The sequence below is a fragment of the Pseudomonas sp. R4-34-07 genome (genome assembly GCF_003852375.1).
Lineage (GTDB): Bacteria > Pseudomonadota > Gammaproteobacteria > Pseudomonadales > Pseudomonadaceae > Aquipseudomonas.
Genome location: NZ_CP027760.1, coordinates 4,805,315 through 4,823,422, shown reverse-complemented (window position 1 = coordinate 4,823,422; position 18,108 = coordinate 4,805,315). Strand labels below are relative to the sequence as shown.

General features: G+C 57.0%; 21 protein-coding genes and 1 tRNA gene. 15 read left to right on the top strand and 7 right to left on the bottom strand.

Going from position 1 to position 18,108, the window contains the following annotated elements; all coding sequences use genetic code 11:
* The first annotated feature begins 12 nt into the window (after positions 1-12).
* Complete coding sequence (locus tag C4J85_RS22210) at positions 13-660, top strand: LysE/ArgO family amino acid transporter (RefSeq protein ID WP_124410711.1); 648 nt, start codon at positions 13-15, stop codon at positions 658-660.
* Here the strand turns inward: C4J85_RS22210 and C4J85_RS22205 are convergent.
* Positions 622-951, bottom strand: a complete 330-nt coding sequence (locus C4J85_RS22205) for a hypothetical protein (protein ID WP_124405215.1) — start codon at positions 949-951, stop codon at positions 622-624. The genes C4J85_RS22210 and C4J85_RS22205 overlap by 39 nt on opposite strands.
* A 190-nt stretch (positions 952-1,141) precedes the next feature.
* On the opposite strand from C4J85_RS22205, the gene C4J85_RS22200 reads away from it, so the two are divergent.
* Complete coding sequence (locus C4J85_RS22200) at positions 1,142-1,513, top strand: hypothetical protein (RefSeq protein ID WP_256657425.1); 372 nt, start codon at positions 1,142-1,144, stop codon at positions 1,511-1,513.
* A gap of 70 nt (positions 1,514-1,583) precedes the next feature.
* Here C4J85_RS22200 and C4J85_RS22195 read toward each other — a convergent pair whose 3' ends face one another.
* The 4 genes from C4J85_RS22195 to C4J85_RS22180 all read right to left on the bottom strand — a co-directional run bounded on the left by C4J85_RS22195 (position 1,584) and on the right by C4J85_RS22180 (position 4,946).
* The gene (locus tag C4J85_RS22195; protein ID WP_124410710.1) at positions 1,584-1,919 is read right to left on the bottom strand and encodes a hypothetical protein; all 336 of its coding nucleotides are present in this window, start codon (positions 1,917-1,919) and stop codon (positions 1,584-1,586) included.
* A gap of 129 nt (positions 1,920-2,048) precedes the next feature.
* On the bottom strand, positions 2,049-3,158 hold the full coding sequence (locus C4J85_RS22190) for an SEL1-like repeat protein (protein ID WP_124405213.1): 1,110 nt from the start codon (positions 3,156-3,158) through the stop codon (positions 2,049-2,051).
* Positions 3,159-3,270: 112 nt separating this feature from the next.
* On the bottom strand, positions 3,271-4,095 hold the full coding sequence (locus C4J85_RS22185) for a GIY-YIG nuclease family protein (RefSeq protein ID WP_124405212.1): 825 nt from the start codon (positions 4,093-4,095) through the stop codon (positions 3,271-3,273).
* Between the two features lie 131 nt (positions 4,096-4,226).
* Complete coding sequence (locus tag C4J85_RS22180) at positions 4,227-4,946, bottom strand: endonuclease NucS domain-containing protein (RefSeq protein WP_124405211.1); 720 nt, start codon at positions 4,944-4,946, stop codon at positions 4,227-4,229.
* 217 nt (positions 4,947-5,163) lie between these two features.
* On the opposite strand from C4J85_RS22180, the gene C4J85_RS22175 reads away from it, so the two are divergent.
* The 3 genes from C4J85_RS22175 (at position 5,164) to C4J85_RS22165 (ending at position 6,880) form a co-directional block, all read left to right on the top strand.
* Positions 5,164-5,697 carry a hypothetical protein gene (locus tag C4J85_RS22175; RefSeq protein WP_124405210.1) on the top strand — a complete coding sequence of 178 codons (534 nt, stop codon included), beginning with the start codon at positions 5,164-5,166 and terminating at the stop codon, positions 5,695-5,697.
* On the top strand, positions 5,687-6,058 hold the full coding sequence (locus C4J85_RS22170; RefSeq protein ID WP_124405209.1) for a hypothetical protein: 372 nt from the start codon (positions 5,687-5,689) through the stop codon (positions 6,056-6,058). Before C4J85_RS22175 ends, C4J85_RS22170 begins: the two co-directional genes overlap by 11 nt.
* Before the next feature lie 513 nt (positions 6,059-6,571).
* The gene (locus tag C4J85_RS22165; protein WP_124405208.1) at positions 6,572-6,880 is read left to right on the top strand and encodes a DUF3077 domain-containing protein; all 309 of its coding nucleotides are present in this window, start codon (positions 6,572-6,574) and stop codon (positions 6,878-6,880) included.
* A 164-nt stretch (positions 6,881-7,044) separates the two neighbouring features.
* On the opposite strand, the gene C4J85_RS22160 is transcribed toward C4J85_RS22165, so the two are convergent.
* Positions 7,045-7,129, bottom strand: a tRNA-Leu gene (locus C4J85_RS22160).
* 108 nt (positions 7,130-7,237) lie between these two features.
* Here C4J85_RS22160 and queA point away from each other — a divergent pair.
* The 6 genes from queA to C4J85_RS22130 all read left to right on the top strand — a co-directional run bounded on the left by queA (position 7,238) and on the right by C4J85_RS22130 (position 13,314).
* On the top strand, positions 7,238-8,287 hold the full coding sequence (gene queA / locus C4J85_RS22155; protein WP_124410709.1) for a tRNA preQ1(34) S-adenosylmethionine ribosyltransferase-isomerase QueA: 1,050 nt from the start codon (positions 7,238-7,240) through the stop codon (positions 8,285-8,287).
* A 5-nt stretch (positions 8,288-8,292) separates the two neighbouring features.
* Positions 8,293-9,408 carry a tRNA guanosine(34) transglycosylase Tgt gene (tgt, locus tag C4J85_RS22150; RefSeq protein WP_162279259.1) on the top strand — a complete coding sequence of 372 codons (1,116 nt, stop codon included), beginning with the start codon at positions 8,293-8,295 and terminating at the stop codon, positions 9,406-9,408.
* A 43-nt stretch (positions 9,409-9,451) separates the two neighbouring features.
* Positions 9,452-9,790, top strand: coding sequence for a preprotein translocase subunit YajC (yajC, locus tag C4J85_RS22145; RefSeq protein WP_003175975.1), 339 nt, complete (start codon positions 9,452-9,454; stop codon positions 9,788-9,790).
* Positions 9,791-9,852: 62 nt separating this feature from the next.
* Positions 9,853-11,724, top strand: coding sequence for a protein translocase subunit SecD (gene secD, locus C4J85_RS22140; protein ID WP_124410708.1), 1,872 nt, complete (start codon positions 9,853-9,855; stop codon positions 11,722-11,724).
* Positions 11,725-11,733: 9 nt separating this feature from the next.
* Positions 11,734-12,648, top strand: a complete 915-nt coding sequence (secF, locus tag C4J85_RS22135; protein ID WP_124368263.1) for a protein translocase subunit SecF — start codon at positions 11,734-11,736, stop codon at positions 12,646-12,648.
* Positions 12,649-12,771: 123 nt separating this feature from the next.
* Positions 12,772-13,314, top strand: coding sequence for a glycine zipper 2TM domain-containing protein (locus tag C4J85_RS22130; protein WP_005791197.1), 543 nt, complete (start codon positions 12,772-12,774; stop codon positions 13,312-13,314).
* 221 nt (positions 13,315-13,535) lie between these two features.
* Here C4J85_RS22130 and suhB read toward each other — a convergent pair whose 3' ends face one another.
* Entirely contained in the window at positions 13,536-14,351 is an 816-nt protein-coding gene (suhB, locus tag C4J85_RS22125; RefSeq protein WP_003175971.1) for an inositol-phosphate phosphatase, read from the bottom strand.
* Positions 14,352-14,496: 145 nt separating this feature from the next.
* On the opposite strand from suhB, the gene trmJ reads away from it, so the two are divergent.
* The 4 genes from trmJ (at position 14,497) to C4J85_RS22105 (ending at position 18,108) form a co-directional block, all read left to right on the top strand.
* Positions 14,497-15,267, top strand: coding sequence for a tRNA (cytosine(32)/uridine(32)-2'-O)-methyltransferase TrmJ (gene trmJ / locus C4J85_RS22120; protein ID WP_124368262.1), 771 nt, complete (start codon positions 14,497-14,499; stop codon positions 15,265-15,267).
* 2 nt (positions 15,268-15,269) lie between these two features.
* Complete coding sequence (cysE, locus tag C4J85_RS22115) at positions 15,270-16,052, top strand: serine O-acetyltransferase (protein WP_124371767.1); 783 nt, start codon at positions 15,270-15,272, stop codon at positions 16,050-16,052.
* Positions 16,053-16,351: 299 nt separating this feature from the next.
* A complete protein-coding gene (gene iscR / locus C4J85_RS22110) occupies positions 16,352-16,843 on the top strand; it encodes a Fe-S cluster assembly transcriptional regulator IscR (RefSeq protein ID WP_003194020.1) in 492 nt (163 codons plus the stop codon).
* A gap of 50 nt (positions 16,844-16,893) precedes the next feature.
* A complete protein-coding gene (locus tag C4J85_RS22105) occupies positions 16,894-18,108 on the top strand; it encodes an IscS subfamily cysteine desulfurase (protein ID WP_057723964.1) in 1,215 nt (404 codons plus the stop codon).

The following is an 18,108-nucleotide window of genomic DNA, read 5'->3' as shown; positions in this document are numbered from 1 at the left end:
CACGGATACTTTATGGCTCCCTACTTCAGTGCGCTCTACCTCGAAGGCTTGCTCCTGGGCATCGGTCTGTTCGCAGCCCCAGGCCCGAAAGACACCTTGGTCATCCGCCAAGGTGTCAGCCGTGGCCCCATCTGGGGAGTGGTCGCCGTCTGCGTAGTCTCCGATATGCTGTTGATCGCCGTGGGCATTACAGGTTTGGGTTCGCTATTGGACAGCCGTCCCAAGCTGGTAGCGCTGTTGCTACTTTCCGGCGCGGCCTATTTGCTGTGGTTCGGTGGCCAGCGCTTGCTGGCTTGCCTGCGTGACCAGTCCATGCCGGACACCCAGGTCGGCCATTCGCAACGAGGGCTGTTGCGTGCGGCAATGGTGCTGGGTTTTGCCAACCCCTACGCGTGGCTCGATACCGTCGTGCTGATCGGCTCGATCGGTGCCGCTAAACCGGCAGGCCAGCAAGCACTCTTTGCGACGGGGGCGATGACCGCGTCGCTACTGTGGTTTGTAGTGTTGGCGCTTGGCTGCCAGCGCTTGACGAGGTTGTTTCGAACGCGGGTGGTGTGGCGCTGGCTGGATGCGGGGGTGGCGGTGTTGATGGTGTATCTCGCCGGAATGCTGATCACCGATTCACTGGATGTCTTTCAGGTAGTCCTTGAGGGTGGTTAGCGGTGCGACCAGTGCGTCGAGCTGGTCCGTATTGTGTACGGCGGTTGCCAGTCGTTGCAGTTCGCGCCCCATTACCGTATCGGTTCCACCCAGTGCTGTCAGCGCCTGCCTGATGCACTCATCAATTTTGAGCTGAATTGTCCCCACATCCCCCTGGCGCACCAACAACCCAAACACCTCGCGGTCATACGCTTGCATCACCAGATCATCTCGCAAAACCGGACTGCCGCCGTCTGTCTCATGCACCAGCTTCAGTGCAAAAAGCGCAACCGCTTCCAGCGTCAATTCCATGGTCTCTGTTCCTGGGGCTTTAGGGGAGGGCGATGATCACTGTTCTGCGCGTGAAAAAAAAGACCCCTTGTTGTGAAGCGTTTGGCAGTTGTTAGAGGCTTATTGGATACGTGGAGTAAGTCTTGCCCATATTGCTCGCCAGCTTTTGATGAGGTATTACAGCGGTCAGTTATTTGAAAGGAGGCAAACAATGCGTTGTTTAGTTGGCTTTATGGTCTTGTTGTCATCAGCGGCCGCCCTCGGCACAGAAGCGCAACTGAAGCAGTGGGAAAAGATGGATCGCTGCTCAAATGCCGCTTTTATCGCGGTATCTATCGTTGAAGAGAGTGCCGACACCTACAAACAGGCGCTCGCACTGCATGGAGCCATTGGCGGGCTCAAAAACAATACAAAACTGGGGGAGGCGACCCCGAGTGAAAGCGAAGTCACGGGTGCCCACAGAATGGCACTTCGGGTCTCTGCCGGGATGCCACGGCCCTTCGCCAAACGTGATCATGACTGGCTGATCGCCCAGGCCGCAACATCGTGCACATTGTGGGTGCCTGACGCCAAGCCTGAGTGAGGGCGCTGGGTTCATAGCTTCAGCGACTATTTTCCAACCGTCTAATTTTTAAGAAAGAACCACCAGGGCCTTATGGCGTGGTGTAGGCCTGCCGCACTTTGCCGGCGAGCCAAGATAGCGTTATCGCCGGAATTGAGAGAACAGCCGCATACAGGATACCGACACCCAGCAACGGGGAAGCACCAGAAGTAACCAAAATCACCGGGATCTGAGCAAGCATTACGACGGCGCCTGCGGACCACTGGGCGCTTTTTAGCACGGCTCCAAGAAGCGCTGACAACGCAAGCGCGGCGGGATAGATGATGGTCCAATAACTGGCCAGGTCCCAAGGCTCCTCAGCTCCTGTGATTAATGAAACAACAGTCCAAAAAAGCAGGGACACAACGCAGGTAAAAGTGAATGCCATGATTTCCTATGTTACTTCGTCGAAAGACTGTTGGACGCAATCGAAACCCGAGAAGGGGACGAATTTATTTTTCTAAGAAATAAATTTGTCCCCTTTGTTCTTATGAACGCTATTTTCGCTTTGGCCTGCTTACTGCCCGCTCGTTATATCTGCCATCAGTCCTTCAAGCCCTTCCGGAGTTGAATAGAGGTTTTCCAGCGCCGAAACCTCGTCCAACTGGCTTGGCGATAGGGCTTTTTCTTCGCGCTCAAGCTGGCTGCGCATTTCATCTTCATTTTTAGGCAGCTTACGTCTCAACGCTACGCGTAAAAGCCCGCACGCCTTGAGCTTGTTAGGTTCAAAACCTCGGCCGGTGTCCATCTGCACAGCGAGGATCGCGGTTGCAAATGCGTGTCCCTGCGCCGCAGCTTTGAGCAGCCACCGATTACCTGTCGGGTAGTCGACCGGTATTTCATCACCCCTGCTATAGAGAAAGCCGAGAATGAACTGCGCATCGGCCCGGCCTTGCTCGGCAGCACGGGTAAACCACTGCACTGCGGCGGGCACATCCTTGGGCGTGCCGCTGCCACTGAGCGTCGCGGCGCCCATCATTTCGTAAGCCTTGGCATTGCCGGTCTCGGCTGCTTGGGCAAGTAGCTTGACCGAGCCCTCAAGATCAACGGGTACGCCTCTGCCATGCGCGTAAAGCGTTGCCAGTTGTATGAGTGACTCGGCATCTCCTTGAGCACTGCCCTTACTTGCCCATGCGAACGCCTGCTGATCGCTGACCTCAACGCCATCACCTCGGTAATAAAGCCTGGAGAGGTCTCCTTGCGCTCTGGCATGTCCTTGTTCGGCGGCTTTCTGAAACCACATGGCTGCCTGGGCAAAACTCCTGGGTTGATCCTCGCCCGCAATATTGGAAATACCCAGGAAATACTGCGCATCCGGGTTTCCATGCTCAGCCGACCGAGTGATCCACTCCAGGCCCTTGGAATGATTTACCGCTACGCCACGCCCGTAGTAAGTGAAAATGCCGGTTTTATACTCAGCGACAGCCTCGCCGTTTTCAGCGGCGCGCAAATACCACTCTGCAGCCTTGACCGGGTTTTTATTGACCACGATGCCTTCGTCGTAGAAAGCACCAATCAGCAGCGTGACGCTTTGCGGACTGCGCCATACGGTGATAGCGAACGTGATTATGAGATAGGCCAGGAAGCCAAGGAGCAACGCAAGCAATGGAAGGGCAAACCGGCGCAATTTCGAATCCATTCGTGAGGTGTGGAGGGGCAGTGTAGCGATGCTGGTGTGCAGGGGTGTGGCGTTGCACAAAAGTATGAACGGAAGGGGAAAGACTATTTTTCCCTAGATTTCAGTTTCCGTTCAACCCGCTATCGTGAGTCAGCAGGCGGCGTTTCCAGTGGACCTCCTTCAGCATCATTTCTTCTTTGCCGGTGTGCTTGTCTGCGATTTCAAGGATGCTGAATCTGAAATTTTCCGCGAAATCCTTTCCACGCTTCGTATGTAGATCTCTGATTCGAACGTTTCCACCATGCCCGCTATTGGCGTAATTCGACCATCGATCCCAAAGACCGCCCGTGCCGGTCGCCGAGCCAACATAAAGTTGTTCTTCACCCTTCGTGCGGTCAGAGATCAGGTAGACGCCCGCCACGCTGGACAGGGCTGTTTGCCAGGATTCCAAGGCTTGGTTGACTATGATTTTCAGCTCAGCGTGGGACACGTCCACTTCCTTGAAACCCGGGAACCTGCCGACAGTCATTGGTTTTTCCAGAAGGGAGGACACGACCATGCTTTTGAGGCAGGTTTCCAGCCAAAGGTAATTGCCTCGGGGCTTTGTGTAGTCGAGGATCAAACGTCCTTCCAGTTCGGCAAACTCAGGCACACGGCGGTAGTCGTAAACGAAGTCCCGGTTCTCCTTTTCGCCCTTCGTGTCATTCAGCTTCAAAGAGTCGTACACGCCTGCCAGGAGCCATTTCTTCGTGCCCGGCAACTCGACCAGACCAATTACATACTCACAATCAAAATTGCGTCGGGACTGCCACGATTGCCACTCGTCAAAATCTCCCGCTAAGTACACGTCCATTGGATGTTCAAGTCCGTCGTGCTGGGCGAGATGCACCTTCGTGTTTGGGATTGTGAGAGAGGGTAGGAGGCTCGTTAGAAGTTGAATCAGCATGGGGTGGCTCTGGTGAGTAGTGGGCTGCAATTGCCAACGATTCGCTTGAATCCCGTAGGCCTTCGAGGCGGTTCAAAATAGTTGGTAGATGCCTGTGATGACGTACGTCGAGCTAGGGAAAGCGGTTAAAGCTACTCACGCTTCGACCCTGGTCCATCTGCTTCAAAGATTTGGTTCAGGCTGAACGCTACTTCATACTCAAAAAGCGAGACGTTAGGCATCGCCACGATGGCGTGACGTAGGTTTGAGCTGATGGATTTCGCGACGATGATGCCCTTCACTATCTTCCCTTGCGCAAGGTTCTTCTTGATCCAGCCCATGTAGCGGCTGATCTGACCGATAGCACGGTCTGCCACACGTCCGCGTTTCAGTTCGAAGATCACGAACGAATCATCTGAATCCAGTGCGAGAATGTCGATTGGACCGACGCCCGTAGGGTATTCAACTCCATCACGACCTTGAGAATCGACGTAAAGGCGAAGGGGGTTGCCTTCCAGTTTCAGTGATTCGATGTTGTGAGATATGAAGTCGCGTAGCTGCCATTCCAGTTCAAAAACCGTCTCTCGGTCTGAGTCGGGCGTGTCTTGGTCTTCAAGAGCCAGGTCTTCGTCTTCGATGGCTTGGATAGCGGTTTTAGGTGTGCCGGGATGCAGGACCAGAACCTGTGTTTCAGTTTCCTCAGTGACCCAGCCCATGCGAGTGAATGCACGACGAAGTTGCTGAGAGTTTGTACTTGGATCGAAAGGTGGTGCTTCATTTGGGTTCTGACGGCACCATTCTTTCATCGGATAGAGCGTGTGCCCACCATCCAAATCTACCAAAACAACTGAGTATTTCTTAGGTGGCTGCATTTAAATTGGGTCCATGACTGATGGTGTTGGATAGTTAGGGTAGCTGGTGGGGCGTAGGGCCACCACTATGGCCGTGCTCTTGACCGACTGAACAAATTTTAAGCTATAAAAACTTAGCGCATTGGCGGCGTGAAAGCGGACAAAGATCACTAGGCACCTATGGGGCAAAGTGGCATCATGGGTGAAATAGGTGCGGGTCAGCCATAGGAAGGCCATGATGTTTGACAGCTTCAACCACTTTCTCGAAATTTACCGCATCGGAGATTATGCTGGACTTCTCGGGTTGTTAATTTCTTTTGTTGGTTTTTCCATTACCTATCGGGCTGCTGCTAAATCCAAAACCGCATCGGAATTAGCTGCTGCAACTGTTGCAAGTATCCATATTGATATAAAGCGCAGCGAAACAGTAGAGTCTTTCGCGACGGCGTTGGCTGTGATGGATGAAATAAGAAGGATGTATTTGTCTGATAATATGTATTATCTGCCTGAAAGATGTAATAGTTTGAGGAGTCATCTGATAGCTATACGTGCAGGTAGTCCTTTTTTAACTAATGATGATTTAATAGTTCTTCAGTCTGCAATCACTAGATCATCTTCCATGGAAAAGGCGGTTATAGATTATCTCGTAAAAAAAGTGCCTGTAGAGCGTGACAGATTAACTCGGTCAATTTCAAAAGACTATGATGCGCTCCAGACGGTTTTCGTTAGGGTTCGAAATGATATTGGGAGTGGAGGTTTAAATGGCGGATGAAAAAGTTGTTAAACTTATTAGAGGGCTTCGCAAGCAGACTCTAGCAGGTAAGGTTGCTTGGGAGGCTACAGATCGCGAAGGGGTTTTTCAGGTTTCATATCCAAATTATTCTATTAGAATTAGTATTAAGGAGGCGGCTGGAGGGGATGATATATGGTTGACCATAATTAATGATATTGGCGATGTTGTGGAAAGTGTGTCGGATGTAACTATCAAGAATAGTATGCCGAGTGCGTTCGGCGTTATGAGTAATATTTACTCTGAGGCTCGGCGAATTGCAATGGGTGTAAATGCAGCAATCGATGAAATTCTTTGTGATATGGGAATTGATGGTGAGGAAGAGGAAGACATACCATTCTAGGCGGCGGTGGTGTGAAAAAAGCTTCAGCGCTTAAGTTCGATATTAGGCGTGTAAAGGTGGGTGCGATGGTTTTGGTGGGGAGTATCGCGGCTTGACTTCGATTTCCCCTTGCCGACGCTCGCAAACACCAGGTTACTTGCCGGAAACTTTTCGCCACAGATACGGGCTTCCAACCCAAATCACTCCTGCGCTACCTTCCCTCCGTCGCTTCCAACCCAGCGACCGGACTTGAGAATCCGAGAAACAATAGGCGCATAGACGCCACCATCCATTAGACTGTTGGCGCTTTTTTGTGCTCGCATGTCTGTGTAATGGCGGCTATGCGTGGGAGGCCTTCGGGTCTGCCGGGTTCCTATTGTCCCGGTTTCTCAACCCGCGCATAGCTGCCACCCATTCGCATGAGAAACGAACGTGGCAGCTCACTACATTAGGAGCTTAAGCAATGAGCGTTTCTGATAGGTCGTACCCTGGCAGTACCGCAATCGACACCGCCGCTCAGATCGGAGGTGCCCAATGATCAACCCACCCCTCAACAAAACCCTCGGCGTCATCACCTTTTCCACCTGCGGCAAACAGCCCAGCCTCCACCGGCTATTCCGCGTCAATTCTGGCGTGCCCATCCGTGATGCCCTGGAGCATGCCTCCGAGCTTCTCCACTGTTCAAAAATGCTGGCATTGGATGCAGCCATGGACAAAAGCGCCGATCGCTACGCCTGGGCCGCGCATTATTTGGGCGAGATGGCGAAGGCGGTGGTGGATGATTTGGCTAATGGGATGTTGCCGAATGGGGTGACGGAGGAGGGGGATTCGGTGGGTGTTTAGGCGGGTGGTTTGAGGGTGTGTGGGCTGGCGTTTTCGCAGGCAAGCCAGCTCCCACATTTGGACTGTTTCAGGCTCGGAGTGGGCGGTGAGCGATGAATCAGCCGGCCACCCACTTTTCTACAGACGAAAAAAAAGACCTTGAATTTCAAGGTCTTTTTTTAAGATGGTGCCCCGAGGGAGACTCGAACTCCCACTCCTTTCGAAAACGGATTTTGAATCCGCCGCGTCTACCAATTCCGCCATCAGGGCTCAATGGCGGCGAAGTATAGAGATGAGATTACCGTTGGTCAATCACGTTTCATGGTCAATTTTCACTATTTCCGCTAGACTTCCCGGCCCTGCTAGACGAACCCCATCATGCGCGTTGCTGACTTTACTTTTGAGCTCCCTGATTCGCTGATCGCTCGCCACCCGTTGGCCGAGCGTCGCGCCAGTCGACTGCTGACCCTGGACGGGCCGAGCGGTGCCCTCGCACACCGTCAATTCACTGATTTGCTTGAGCATTTGCGCCCGGGCGATTTGATGGTGTTCAACAATACCCGGGTGATTCCGGCGCGGCTGTTTGGCCAGAAAGCCTCCGGCGGCAAGCTGGAAATTCTGGTGGAGCGGGTGCTGGACAGCCATCGCGTGCTGGCCCATGTACGCTCCAGCAAGTCGCCGAAACCGGGCTCGGTCATCTTGATCGATGGCGGTGGCGAGGCCGAGATGGTCGCGCGCCACGATGCGCTGTTCGAGCTCAGGTTTGCCGAAGAGGTGTTGCCGCTGCTGGAACGCGTCGGCCATATGCCGTTGCCTCCTTATATAGACCGCCCCGACGAAGACGCGGACCGCGAGCGCTATCAGACGGTGTACTCCCAGCGCCTCGGTGCGGTGGCGGCGCCGACGGCCGGGTTGCATTTCGATCAGCCGCTGCTGGATGCGATTGCCGCCAAGGGCGTCGAAAGCGCCTATGTGACCCTGCACGTGGGGGCCGGGACGTTTCAGCCGGTGCGTGTGGAGAACATCGAAGACCACCATATGCACAGCGAGTGGCTGGAAGTCAGCCAGGACGTCGTGGATGCGGTTAACGCGTGCAAGGCGCGCGGCGGACGGGTGGTGGCCGTGGGCACCACCAGCGTGCGCTCGCTGGAGAGTGCGGCGCGCGATGGTGTGCTCAAGCCGTTCAGTGGCGACACCGATATCTTTATTTACCCGGGCCGGCCGTTCCATGTGGTCGATTGCCTGGTCACCAATTTCCATTTGCCGGAATCCACGCTGTTGATGCTGGTGTCGGCCTTTGCCGGTTACCCGGAAACCATGGCGGCTTATCAAGCGGCCATCGCCAACGAGTACCGCTTTTTTAGCTACGGTGATGCGATGTTTATCACCCGCAACCCGGCGCCGCGCGGCCCTGAGGACAACTTATGAGTCGTATGTCGTTTGAATTATTGGCCACCGACGGTAAAGCTCGTCGTGGTCGCGTGACTTTCCCGCGCGGCACCGTGGAGACCCCGGCGTTCATGCCGGTCGGCACCTACGGCACCGTCAAGGGCATGCTGCCCCGTGACATCGTTGCCACTGGCGCCGAGATCATCCTCGGCAACACCTTTCACCTGTGGCTGCGCCCGGGCACGGAAGTGATCAAGAAGCATGGCGACCTGCATGACTTCATGAAGTGGCAGGGCCCGATCCTCACCGACTCCGGTGGTTTCCAGGTGTTCAGCCTGGGCGCCATGCGCAAGATCAAGGAAGAGGGCGTGACCTTCGCCTCGCCGGTGGACGGTTCCAAGGTGTTCATGGGCCCGGAAGAATCGATGCAGGTGCAGCGCGACCTGGGCTCCGACATCGTGATGATTTTTGACGAGTGCACGCCGTACCCGGCTGACGAAGACGTCGCGCGTATTTCCATGGAGCTGTCGTTGCGCTGGGCGCAGCGTTCGAAGAATGCCCATGGCGATAACACCGCGGCGTTGTTCGGTATCGTCCAGGGCGGCATGCATGAAAGCCTGCGCAAGCGCTCGCTGGAAGGCCTCGACAAGATCGGCTTTGACGGCCTGGCCATCGGCGGATTGTCGGTGGGCGAGCCCAAGCATGAAATGATCAAGGTGCTGGATTACCTGCCGGGCCTGATGCCGGCTGACAAACCTCGTTACCTTATGGGCGTTGGCAAACCGGAAGATCTCGTAGAGGGTGTGCGCCGCGGTGTGGACATGTTCGATTGCGTGATGCCAACCCGTAATGCCCGCAATGGGCATCTGTTCATCGATACAGGCGTGCTGAAGATCCGTAACGCGTTCCATCGCCATGATGATTCGCCGCTGGATCCCACCTGTGACTGCTACACCTGCCAGAACTTCTCCCGTGCTTATCTGCACCATCTGGACAAGTGCGGGGAAATGCTGGGTAGCATGTTGAATACCATCCACAATTTGCGTCATTACCAAGTCCTGATGGCTGGTTTGCGCGAGGCTATTCAACAGGGTACATTGGCCGCCTTCGTCGATGCCTTCTATGCCAAGCGCGGGCTCCCTGTGCCGCCCTTGGACTGAGTTTCCCGACCCTAAGATTCACTATTTGCAACTGGAGTGCTAAATGAGCTTTTTTATCTCTAACGCCATGGCTGACGCCGCTGCGCCTGCCGCTGCCGGCCCGATGGGCGGTGGTTTCGAGTGGATTTTCCTGGTCGGCTTCCTGGTCATCTTCTACCTGATGATCTGGCGTCCACAGGCCAAGCGCGCCAAAGAGCAGAAAAACCTGCTGGGCAGCCTGCAGAAAGGCGACGAAGTCGTGACCACTGGCGGCATCGCCGGCAAGATCACCAAGGTTTCCGATGCTTTCGTGGTACTGGAAGTCTCCGACACCGTGGAAATGAAGTTCCAGAAGGGCGCCATCGCCGCCACGCTGCCTAAAGGCACGCTCAAAGCGATCTAAGTAACAACCTTTACCAATCGACGGGGCGCGCAAGGCGCCCCGCGTTATAAGCGGGCGGCGTGATGCTGAACAAATACCCTCTGTGGAAATACGTACTGATCCTGGCGGTGCTGGCGGTCGGTTTTATTTATTCCGCTCCCAATCTCTATCCTGATGACCCGGCGATCCAGATCTCTGGCGCCAGCACTTCGTTGCAGGTCAACCAGGCTGATCTGGAACGCGCGAGCAAAGCGCTCAACGACGCGGGCATCCAGGTTAAAGCGGCAACATTGGCGGCTGGTGCGAAGGGCGGCTTGTTGCGCCTGACCAAGCAAGAAGACCAATTGCCGGCTAAAGACGTCGTGCGCAAGGTCATGGGTGATGACTATGTTGTCGCACTCAACCTGGCACAGACCACGCCACAATGGTTGCGCAGCATTGGCGCGCACCCGATGAAGCTGGGTCTGGACTTGTCCGGTGGTGTGCACTTCCTGCTGGAAGTCGACATGGACAAAGCCCTCGACGCACGCCTGAAAGTCTATGAAGGCGACGTGAAGAGCCTGCTGCGCAAAGAGAAGCTGCGTTATCGCAGCCTGCCGCAGCTCAATGGCGCCATTCAGTTGGGCTTTGCTGACGAAGCATCCCGCGAACAGGCCCGTGCGCTGATCCGCAAGAACTTCAACGATTTCGACATCGTGCCAGCCGACTTGAATGGTCAGGCGGTGCTGCGTCTGGCGATGAGCCCGGTCAAGATCGCGGAAATCCGCGAATACTCCATCAAGCAGAACTTGACCACGGTGCGTAACCGCGTCAACGAGCTGGGTGTGGCCGAGCCGATCGTGCAGCGCCAGGGCGCCAATCGCATCGTGGTTGAATTGCCGGGCGTGCAGGATACCGCTGAAGCCAAGCGTATCCTGGGTAAAACCGCCAACCTGGAATTCCGCCTCGCGGCTGAGCCGGGTGCTTCGCGCGCGACGTCTGAAGAATTCGAATTCCGTGAAGGTAACCGTCCTCCGGCGCTGATCGAGCGTGGCTTGATCATCACCGGTGACCAGGTCACTGACGCCAAGGCTGGTTTCGATTCGCAGCACGGCACCCCTGAAGTGAACATCCGCCTGGATGGTCACGGCGGCGAACTGATGAGTCGCGCCACGCGCAGCAACGTCGGTCGCAGCATGGCGGTGATCTTCATCGAGCAGCGCCCTGTTACCACCTACACCAAGCAGATGGTCAACGGCGTCGAGAAAGACGTGCCGGTGCAGACCTTCAAGGAAGAGAAGAAGATCATCAGCCTGGCGACCATTCAGTCGCCGCTGGGTGCGCAATTCCGCATCACTGGCCTGAACGGCCAGGGCGAGTCCTCCGAACTGGCGCTGCTGCTGCGTGCCGGTGGCCTGGCCGCGCCGATGTACTTCGCTGAAGAACGCACCATCGGCCCGAGCCTGGGTGCCGACAACATCACCAAGGGTGTCGATGCGGCACTGTGGGGCATGCTGTTCGTGTCCTTGTTCATCATCGCCATCTATCGCTTCTTCGGCATCATCGCCACCGTAGCCCTGGCGGGCAACATGGTGATGCTGCTGGCGCTGATGTCGCTGCTGGGCGCTACGCTGACCCTGCCGGGTATCGCCGGTATCGTATTGACCATGGGTATGGCGGTGGACGCCAACGTGCTGATCTTCTCGCGGATTCGTGAAGAGATCGCTGCCGGCATGACCGTACAGCGTGCAATCAACGAAGGCTTCGGCCGGGCATTTACCGCGATTCTCGACTCCAACCTGACCACTTTGCTGGTCGGCGGGATTCTCTTTGCCATGGGCACAGGCCCAGTCAAAGGTTTTGCGGTGACCATGTCCCTCGGTATCTTTACCTCGATGTTCACGGCCATCATGGTGACCCGCGCAATGGTCAACCTGATCTTTGGCGGACGTGACTTCAAGAAGTTGTGGATTTAAGGGGCTGCCATGTTACGTACAATCAACTTCATGGGCGTTCGCAACATTGCGTTCGGCGCCACTGTGCTCCTTACCGTTCTGGCCTTGTTCAGCTGGTTCCATAAGGGCCTGAACTACGGCCTGGACTTCACCGGCGGTACGCTCATCGAGCTGACCTACGAGAAGCCGGCCGACGTCACCCTGGTGCGCAACGAGCTGGTCAAGGCCGGCTATCACGAGGCGGTGGTGCAGAGTTTTGGCGCCACTACCGACCTGCTGGTGCGCATGCCTGGCGAAGACCCGCAACTGGGTCACCAGGTAGCCGAGGCCTTGCAGAAGGTCGGTGGCGACAACCCGGCATCGGTCAAGCGCGTCGAGTTCGTCGGCCCGCAAGTGGGTGAAGAGCTGCGCGACCAGGGCGGCCTCGGCATGCTGATGGCGCTGGTCGGCATCATGATCTACCTGGCGTTCCGCTTTCAGTGGAAGTTCGGTGTCGGCGCCATTGTGTCGCTGATCCACGACGTGATCGTGACCGTGGGCATCCTGGCCTACTTCCAGATCACGTTCGACCTGACGGTGTTGGCGGCGGTGCTGGCGATCATTGGTTACTCGCTCAACGACACCATCGTGGTATTCGACCGGGTTCGCGAGAACTTTCGCGTACTGCGCAAGGCGACGCTGATCGAGAACATCAACATCTCCACCACCCAGACGCTGCTGCGGACCATGGCCACGTCGATCTCCACCTTGCTGGCGATCGCGGCATTGATGATCTTCGGGGGCGACAACCTGTGGGGCTTCTCCCTGGCACTGTTCATTGGTGTTTTGGCCGGTACCTACTCGTCGATCTACATCGCCAACGTGGTGCTGATCTGGCTAAACCTGAACAGCGAAGACCTGATCCCTCCGGCCAGCACTGGCAAGGAGGTCGACGACCGTCCTTGATGGGCGTTTGTTGATCAGCGGTTACAAGAAAGGCGCGAGATTGAACTCGCGCCTTTTTTTTGGCTCCAAGGCTGGGTATAGCGCGGATCTTTCGGTCCGTTTGTGATGGTCAGGAGGTTCAACGTGAACAAGTCGTTGCTGGTTGGTGCGGTATTGGGTGCTGTCGGTGTGACTGCCGGGGGTGCTGTTGCCACCTACAGCCTGGTAAAAAGCGGCCCTGAGTATGCGCAAGTGCTGGCGGTGCAGCCGGTAAAAACCCAGATTAAAACCCCGCGTGAGGTCTGCAAGGACGTCACAGTGACCCGGCAGCGTCCGGTGCAGGATCAGCATCAAATCGCCGGTACCGTGGTCGGCGCCCTTGCTGGTGGACTGTTGGGTAATCAGATCGGTGGCGGTAACGGCAAGAAGCTCGCCACCGTAGCGGGTGCGGTCGGTGGTGGTTATGCCGGTAACAAGGTTCAGGAAGGCATGCAGAACCGCGATACCTACACGACGACCCAGACGCGTTGTAATACCGTGAACGACATCAGTGACAAGGTGGTTGGCTACGACGTGCGTTACAACCTGGACGGCAAGGAAGGTACCGTGCGTATGGAGCGTGATCCAGGTGGTCAGATTCCAGTGGACAAGGAAGGGCGTCTGATCCTCGGTCAGAACCAGCAGTAATCTGAGTCGGACGCAGGCCTCAAAGCTTGTGAGCTTCATAATGTGGGAGGGGGCTTGCTCCCGATAGCGGTGGATCAGTACCAGATATTCTGACTGACATACTGCAATCGGGGGCAAGCCCCCTCCCACACTTGTTAAGTGTTGCTGCTGATACATGGACCTGGCTCAAATCCCAGGCATAAAAAAAGCACCCCGCGAGGTGCTTTTTTGTGCCCGCTCGCTTAACGCTTCAGCGAAGCCGGCAGGTGCGGCTGGATCGCCGTCAGCACTGCCTTGAAGCATTTGGTGTTGCCGGCAACCACATGGCCTTTCTCCAGGAAGTCATGACCGCCGGTGAAGTCGCTCACCAAACCGCCCGCTTCCTGGATCAACAGGGCGCCCGCCGCCATGTCCCACTCCGACAGGCCCGACTCCCAGAACGCATCAAAACGACCAGCGGCAACGTAAGCCAGGTCCAGGCTCGCTGCGCCAGCGCGACGGATACCCGCGGTCTGGCCAACCAGGGCGCGGAACATGCCCAGGTAGTTTTCCAGGTTGTCCATTTGATCGTCACGGAACGGGAAGCCAGTTCCCAGCAAGGCGCCATCCAGGCTGGTGCGCCCGCTCACGCGCAGGCGACGGCCATTGAGCTGGGCGCCACGGCCACGGCTGGCGGTGAATTCTTCCTGGCGAACCGGGTCGAGAACGACGGCGTGTTCCAGGCGGCCACGGTATTTGCAGGCAATGCTCACAGCAAAGTGCGGGATGCCGCGCAGGAAGTTGGTGGTGCCATCCAGTGGGTCGATGATCCACAGGTAGTCTTCGCCTTCACCGCTGCCTTTGTGCAGGCCGGTCTCTTCACCGAGGATGCCGTGGGTAGGGTAGGCCTTGCGCAGGGCGTCGATGATTTTCTGTTCGGCGGCGCGATCCACCTCGGATACATAATCCTTGGCGTCTTTTTCGTCGACCTTGATGGTATCCAGGCGCTCGATAGAGCGGAAGATCAATTCACTGGCGCTGCGGGCGGCGCGCAGCGCGATATTCAGCATGGGCTGCATGGATGTGTCACCTAAGGTTGTTAAAGAAAGCCGGGCATTCTAGCAGAAACTTTCTGCAGGTGAAGGACGACGTTAGCTTTCATGGCATAACCTTGGGCGGTTCTGTAAGATTTGCTCCCCTTTCCCGTGTCCGAGAGCGCCTCCCTTGCTGCAAAACATTCGTGTCGTCCTGGTCAATACCAGTCATCCCGGCAACATCGGCGGGGTGGCGCGAGCCATGAAAAACATGGGGCTGACGCGCCTGGTGCTGGTCGAGCCGCGTGTGTTTCCGCACCACGAGGCCGATGCCCGCGCATCCGGTGCCAATGACCTCCTGGAAAACGCCCAGGTTGTCGCCACTCTGGAAGACGCTCTGGTCGGCTGCAACTTGGTGCTCGGCACCAGCGCCCGTGACCGTCGCATTCCCTGGCCGCTGCTGGATCCGCGTGAGTGCGGCACCAAAGTGGTGGAAGAGGCGGCGGGCGGTGCAGAAATCGCGTTGGTATTTGGCCGTGAAGACTCCGGCCTGACCAATGAAGAGCTGCAGCGATGTCATTACCACGTGCACATTCCATCAGACCCTGAGTTCAGTTCGCTGAACCTCGGCGCGGCGGTGCAGGTGCTGACTTATGAAGTGCGCATGGCCTGGCTGGCGGCTGCCGGTCAGCCAAGCAAGATGGAGAAGGACGAGGTTGCGTCGACCAAAAGTGGCGAGCTCGCCACCATGGACGAGCTGGAACGCTTCTATGAGCACCTGGAGCAAACCCTGGTGGCCATCGAGTTCCTCGATCCTGAAAAACCACGGCACTTGATGGCGCGCCTGCGTCGCCTTTACGGGCGCAGCTCGGTCAGCCGGGCGGAAATGAATATATTGCGTGGCATCCTCACGGAAACCCAGAAAGCGGCCCGTGGCGAGCTCCTTAAGCGGAAGGATTAAAAATGTTCGAGCGTTTGCGAGAAGATATCCAGAGTGTTTTCCACCGTGACCCGGCGGCGCGCAACGCCTTTGAAGTGCTGACCTGCTACCCGGGCATGCACGCGATCTGGATTCACCGTTTGTCCGGCGCCTTGTGGGGTATGGGCTGGAAATGGCTGGCGCGGCTGGTGTCGAACTTCGGGCGCTGGTTGACCGGGATCGAGATTCATCCGGGTGCCAAGGTCGGGCGTCGTTTCTTTATCGACCATGGCATGGGCATCGTGATTGGCGAGACGGCTGAGATTGGCGATGACGTGACGCTCTATCAGGGTGTCACCTTGGGCGGTACCACCTGGAATAAAGGCAAGCGCCACCCGACCCTGGGCGACGGCGTGGTGGTGGGTGCGGGTGCCAAGGTACTCGGCCCGTTCACCGTAGGCGCCGGTGCCAAGGTGGGCTCCAATGCGGTGGTGACCAAGGCAGTGCCGCCCGGTGCCACGGTTGTGGGCATTCCTGGACGGATCATCGTCAAGCCGGAAGTGGGCGACGAGCAGGAGGCCAAGCGCAAGGCCATGGCCGAAAAGATCGGCTTCGATGCCTACGGCGTCAGTGAAGACATGCCCGACCCGGTCGCGCGCGCCATCGGCCAGTTGCTTGACCACCTGCAAGCGGTGGACGGCAAGCTGGACGGGATGTGCGGCGCGCTGAAGGAATTGGGCAGCAGCTACTGCGCAAAAGACCTGCCTGAGCTGCGCGAAGAAGACTTCGCCGAGATCAAGAGTGAAGCGGCCACCAAGGCCAGCTGAAGTCTAAGACCCGCCGCAATAACCCTGTGGGAGGGGGCTTGCTCCCGATAGCAGAGTGTCAGCCACCAGAGTTTTGGCTGATCCACCGCTATCGGGGGCAAGCCCCCTCCCACATTTGGTCTTCATAGTGTCTGGAATTGCTGACCGTCCGCTGCCGCTGTTCCTCCCCACCCCATCCTGCTATGATTCGCGCGCCCTTTTTACGGGTAATCCTGACTAAAGTACTAGGTCTTATAGTTGACTTAAATACTCGGGAATCGCATACTTGCTCCCATTCTGAAACACCTTGGTACTTGTCCATGAGACTGACTACAAAAGGCCGATACGCGGTGACTGCCATGCTCGACCTGGCTTTGCACGCGCAAACTGGGCCGGTGTCCCTGGCCGATATCTCCGAGCGCCAAGGCATTTCCCTGTCCTACCTCGAGCAGCTGTTCGCCAAATTGCGCCGTAGCAACTTGGTTTCCAGCGTGCGGGGGCCAGGTGGTGGCTATCAGTTGTCCCGCGACATGCAGGGCATTCAGGTAGCCCAGGTGATCGATGCGGTCAACGAATCCGTCGACGCCACCAAATGCCAGGGCCTGGGTGACTGCCACGCCGGCGACACCTGCCTCACGCACCACTTGTGGTGTGATTTGAGCCTGCAGATCCATGAGTTTTTGAGTGGTATCAGCTTGGCTGATCTTGTGACTCGCCGTGAGGTGCAAGAAGTAGCCCAGCGTCAGGACCAGCGCCGTTGCAACACCAAGGCGCCGCGTCTGGACAAGATCGAAGCGTCCGCCGTCGAGTGACAGCCGCAGAGCTAACGGCACGCCAGCCAGCCTGATTTAGGAGAAAGTCCATGAAATTGCCGATTTACCTTGATTACTCAGCGACCACCCCGGTTGATCCGCGTGTCGCGCAAAAAATGAGCGAATGCCTGCTGGTTGACGGAAACTTCGGCAACCCGGCCTCCCGTTCCCACGTATTCGGCTGGAAAGCCGAGGAAGCGGTCGAGAACGCTCGTCGCCAGGTCGCCGACCTGGTTGGCGCAGACCCGCGTGAAATCGTCTGGACCTCCGGTGCCACCGAGTCCGACAACCTGGCAATCAAGGGCGCGGCGCATTTCTATGCGACCAAGGGCAAGCACCTGATCACCACCAAGATTGAGCACAAGGCTGTCCTCGACACCATGCGCCAACTGGAGCGTGAGGGTTTTGAGGTTACCTATCTCGAGCCGACCACCGACGGTATCGTCACCCCGGCCATGATCGAAGCCGCGCTGCGTGAAGACACCATCCTGGTTTCGGTGATTCACGTGAACAACGAAATCGGCACCATCAACGACATCGAAGCGATTGGCGAACTGACCCGTTCCAAGGGCATTCTGCTGCACGTCGACGCCGCTCAGTCCACCGGCAAGGTCGACATCGACCTGTCCAAGCTGAAAGTCGACCTGATGTCGTTCTCGGCCCACAAGACCTACGGCCCTAAAGGCATCGGCGCGCTGTACGTGAGCCGCAAGCCACGGGTGCGTATCGAAGCGACCATGCATGGCGGTGGTCACGAGCGCGGCATGCGTTCCGGCACCCTGGCGACACACCAGATCGTCGGCATGGGCGAAGCCTTCCGCGTCGCCAAGGAAGACATGGCGGCCGAAAACGTGCGCATCAAGGCCCTGAGCGATCGCTTCTACAAGCAGGTCGAGAACCTTGAAGAGCTGTACATCAACGGCAGTATGACTGCCCGCGTACCGCACAACTTGAATTTGAGCTTCAACTACGTCGAAGGCGAGTCGCTGATCATGGCGCTCAAGGACCTGGCGGTTTCGTCCGGTTCGGCCTGCACCTCGGCGTCCCTTGAGCCTTCGTATGTATTGCGCGCCCTGGGCCGCAACGACGAACTGGCGCACAGCTCGATCCGCTTTACCTTCGGCCGCTTCACCACCGAAGAGCAAGTCGACTACGCCGCGCAGAAAGTCTGCGAAGCCGTCAACAAGCTGCGCGTTCTGTCGCCGCTGTGGGACATGTACAAAGACGGTGTCGACATTTCCAAGATCGAGTGGGCGGCACACTAA

Excerpts from the sequence above, each read along its gene's own strand:
- C4J85_RS22165 (WP_124405208.1), top strand. The coding sequence starts at position 6,572 with ATGATCAACCCACCCCTCAACAAAACCCTCGGCGTCATCACCTTTTCC.
- tgt (WP_162279259.1), top strand. The coding sequence starts at position 8,293 with ATGTCGTTTGAATTATTGGCCACCGACGGTAAAGCTCGTCGTGGTCGC.
- C4J85_RS22175 (WP_124405210.1), top strand. The coding sequence starts at position 5,164 with ATGTTTGACAGCTTCAACCACTTTCTCGAAATTTACCGCATCGGAGAT.
- cysE (WP_124371767.1), top strand. The coding sequence starts at position 15,270 with ATGTTCGAGCGTTTGCGAGAAGATATCCAGAGTGTTTTCCACCGTGAC.
- queA (WP_124410709.1), top strand. The coding sequence starts at position 7,238 with ATGCGCGTTGCTGACTTTACTTTTGAGCTCCCTGATTCGCTGATCGCT.
- C4J85_RS22170 (WP_124405209.1), top strand. The coding sequence starts at position 5,687 with ATGGCGGATGAAAAAGTTGTTAAACTTATTAGAGGGCTTCGCAAGCAG.
- C4J85_RS22180 (WP_124405211.1), bottom strand. The coding sequence starts at position 4,946 with ATGCAGCCACCTAAGAAATACTCAGTTGTTTTGGTAGATTTGGATGGT.
- yajC (WP_003175975.1), top strand. The coding sequence starts at position 9,452 with ATGAGCTTTTTTATCTCTAACGCCATGGCTGACGCCGCTGCGCCTGCC.
- C4J85_RS22185 (WP_124405212.1), bottom strand. The coding sequence starts at position 4,095 with ATGCTGATTCAACTTCTAACGAGCCTCCTACCCTCTCTCACAATCCCA.
- suhB (WP_003175971.1), bottom strand. The coding sequence starts at position 14,351 with ATGCAGCCCATGCTGAATATCGCGCTGCGCGCCGCCCGCAGCGCCAGT.
- iscR (WP_003194020.1), top strand. The coding sequence starts at position 16,352 with ATGAGACTGACTACAAAAGGCCGATACGCGGTGACTGCCATGCTCGAC.
- C4J85_RS22205 (WP_124405215.1), bottom strand. The coding sequence starts at position 951 with ATGGAATTGACGCTGGAAGCGGTTGCGCTTTTTGCACTGAAGCTGGTG.
- C4J85_RS22105 (WP_057723964.1), top strand. The coding sequence starts at position 16,894 with ATGAAATTGCCGATTTACCTTGATTACTCAGCGACCACCCCGGTTGAT.
- C4J85_RS22210 (WP_124410711.1), top strand. The coding sequence starts at position 13 with ATGGCTCCCTACTTCAGTGCGCTCTACCTCGAAGGCTTGCTCCTGGGC.
- secF (WP_124368263.1), top strand. The coding sequence starts at position 11,734 with ATGTTACGTACAATCAACTTCATGGGCGTTCGCAACATTGCGTTCGGC.
- C4J85_RS22200 (WP_256657425.1), top strand. The coding sequence starts at position 1,142 with ATGCGTTGTTTAGTTGGCTTTATGGTCTTGTTGTCATCAGCGGCCGCC.
- secD (WP_124410708.1), top strand. The coding sequence starts at position 9,853 with ATGCTGAACAAATACCCTCTGTGGAAATACGTACTGATCCTGGCGGTG.
- C4J85_RS22195 (WP_124410710.1), bottom strand. The coding sequence starts at position 1,919 with ATGGCATTCACTTTTACCTGCGTTGTGTCCCTGCTTTTTTGGACTGTT.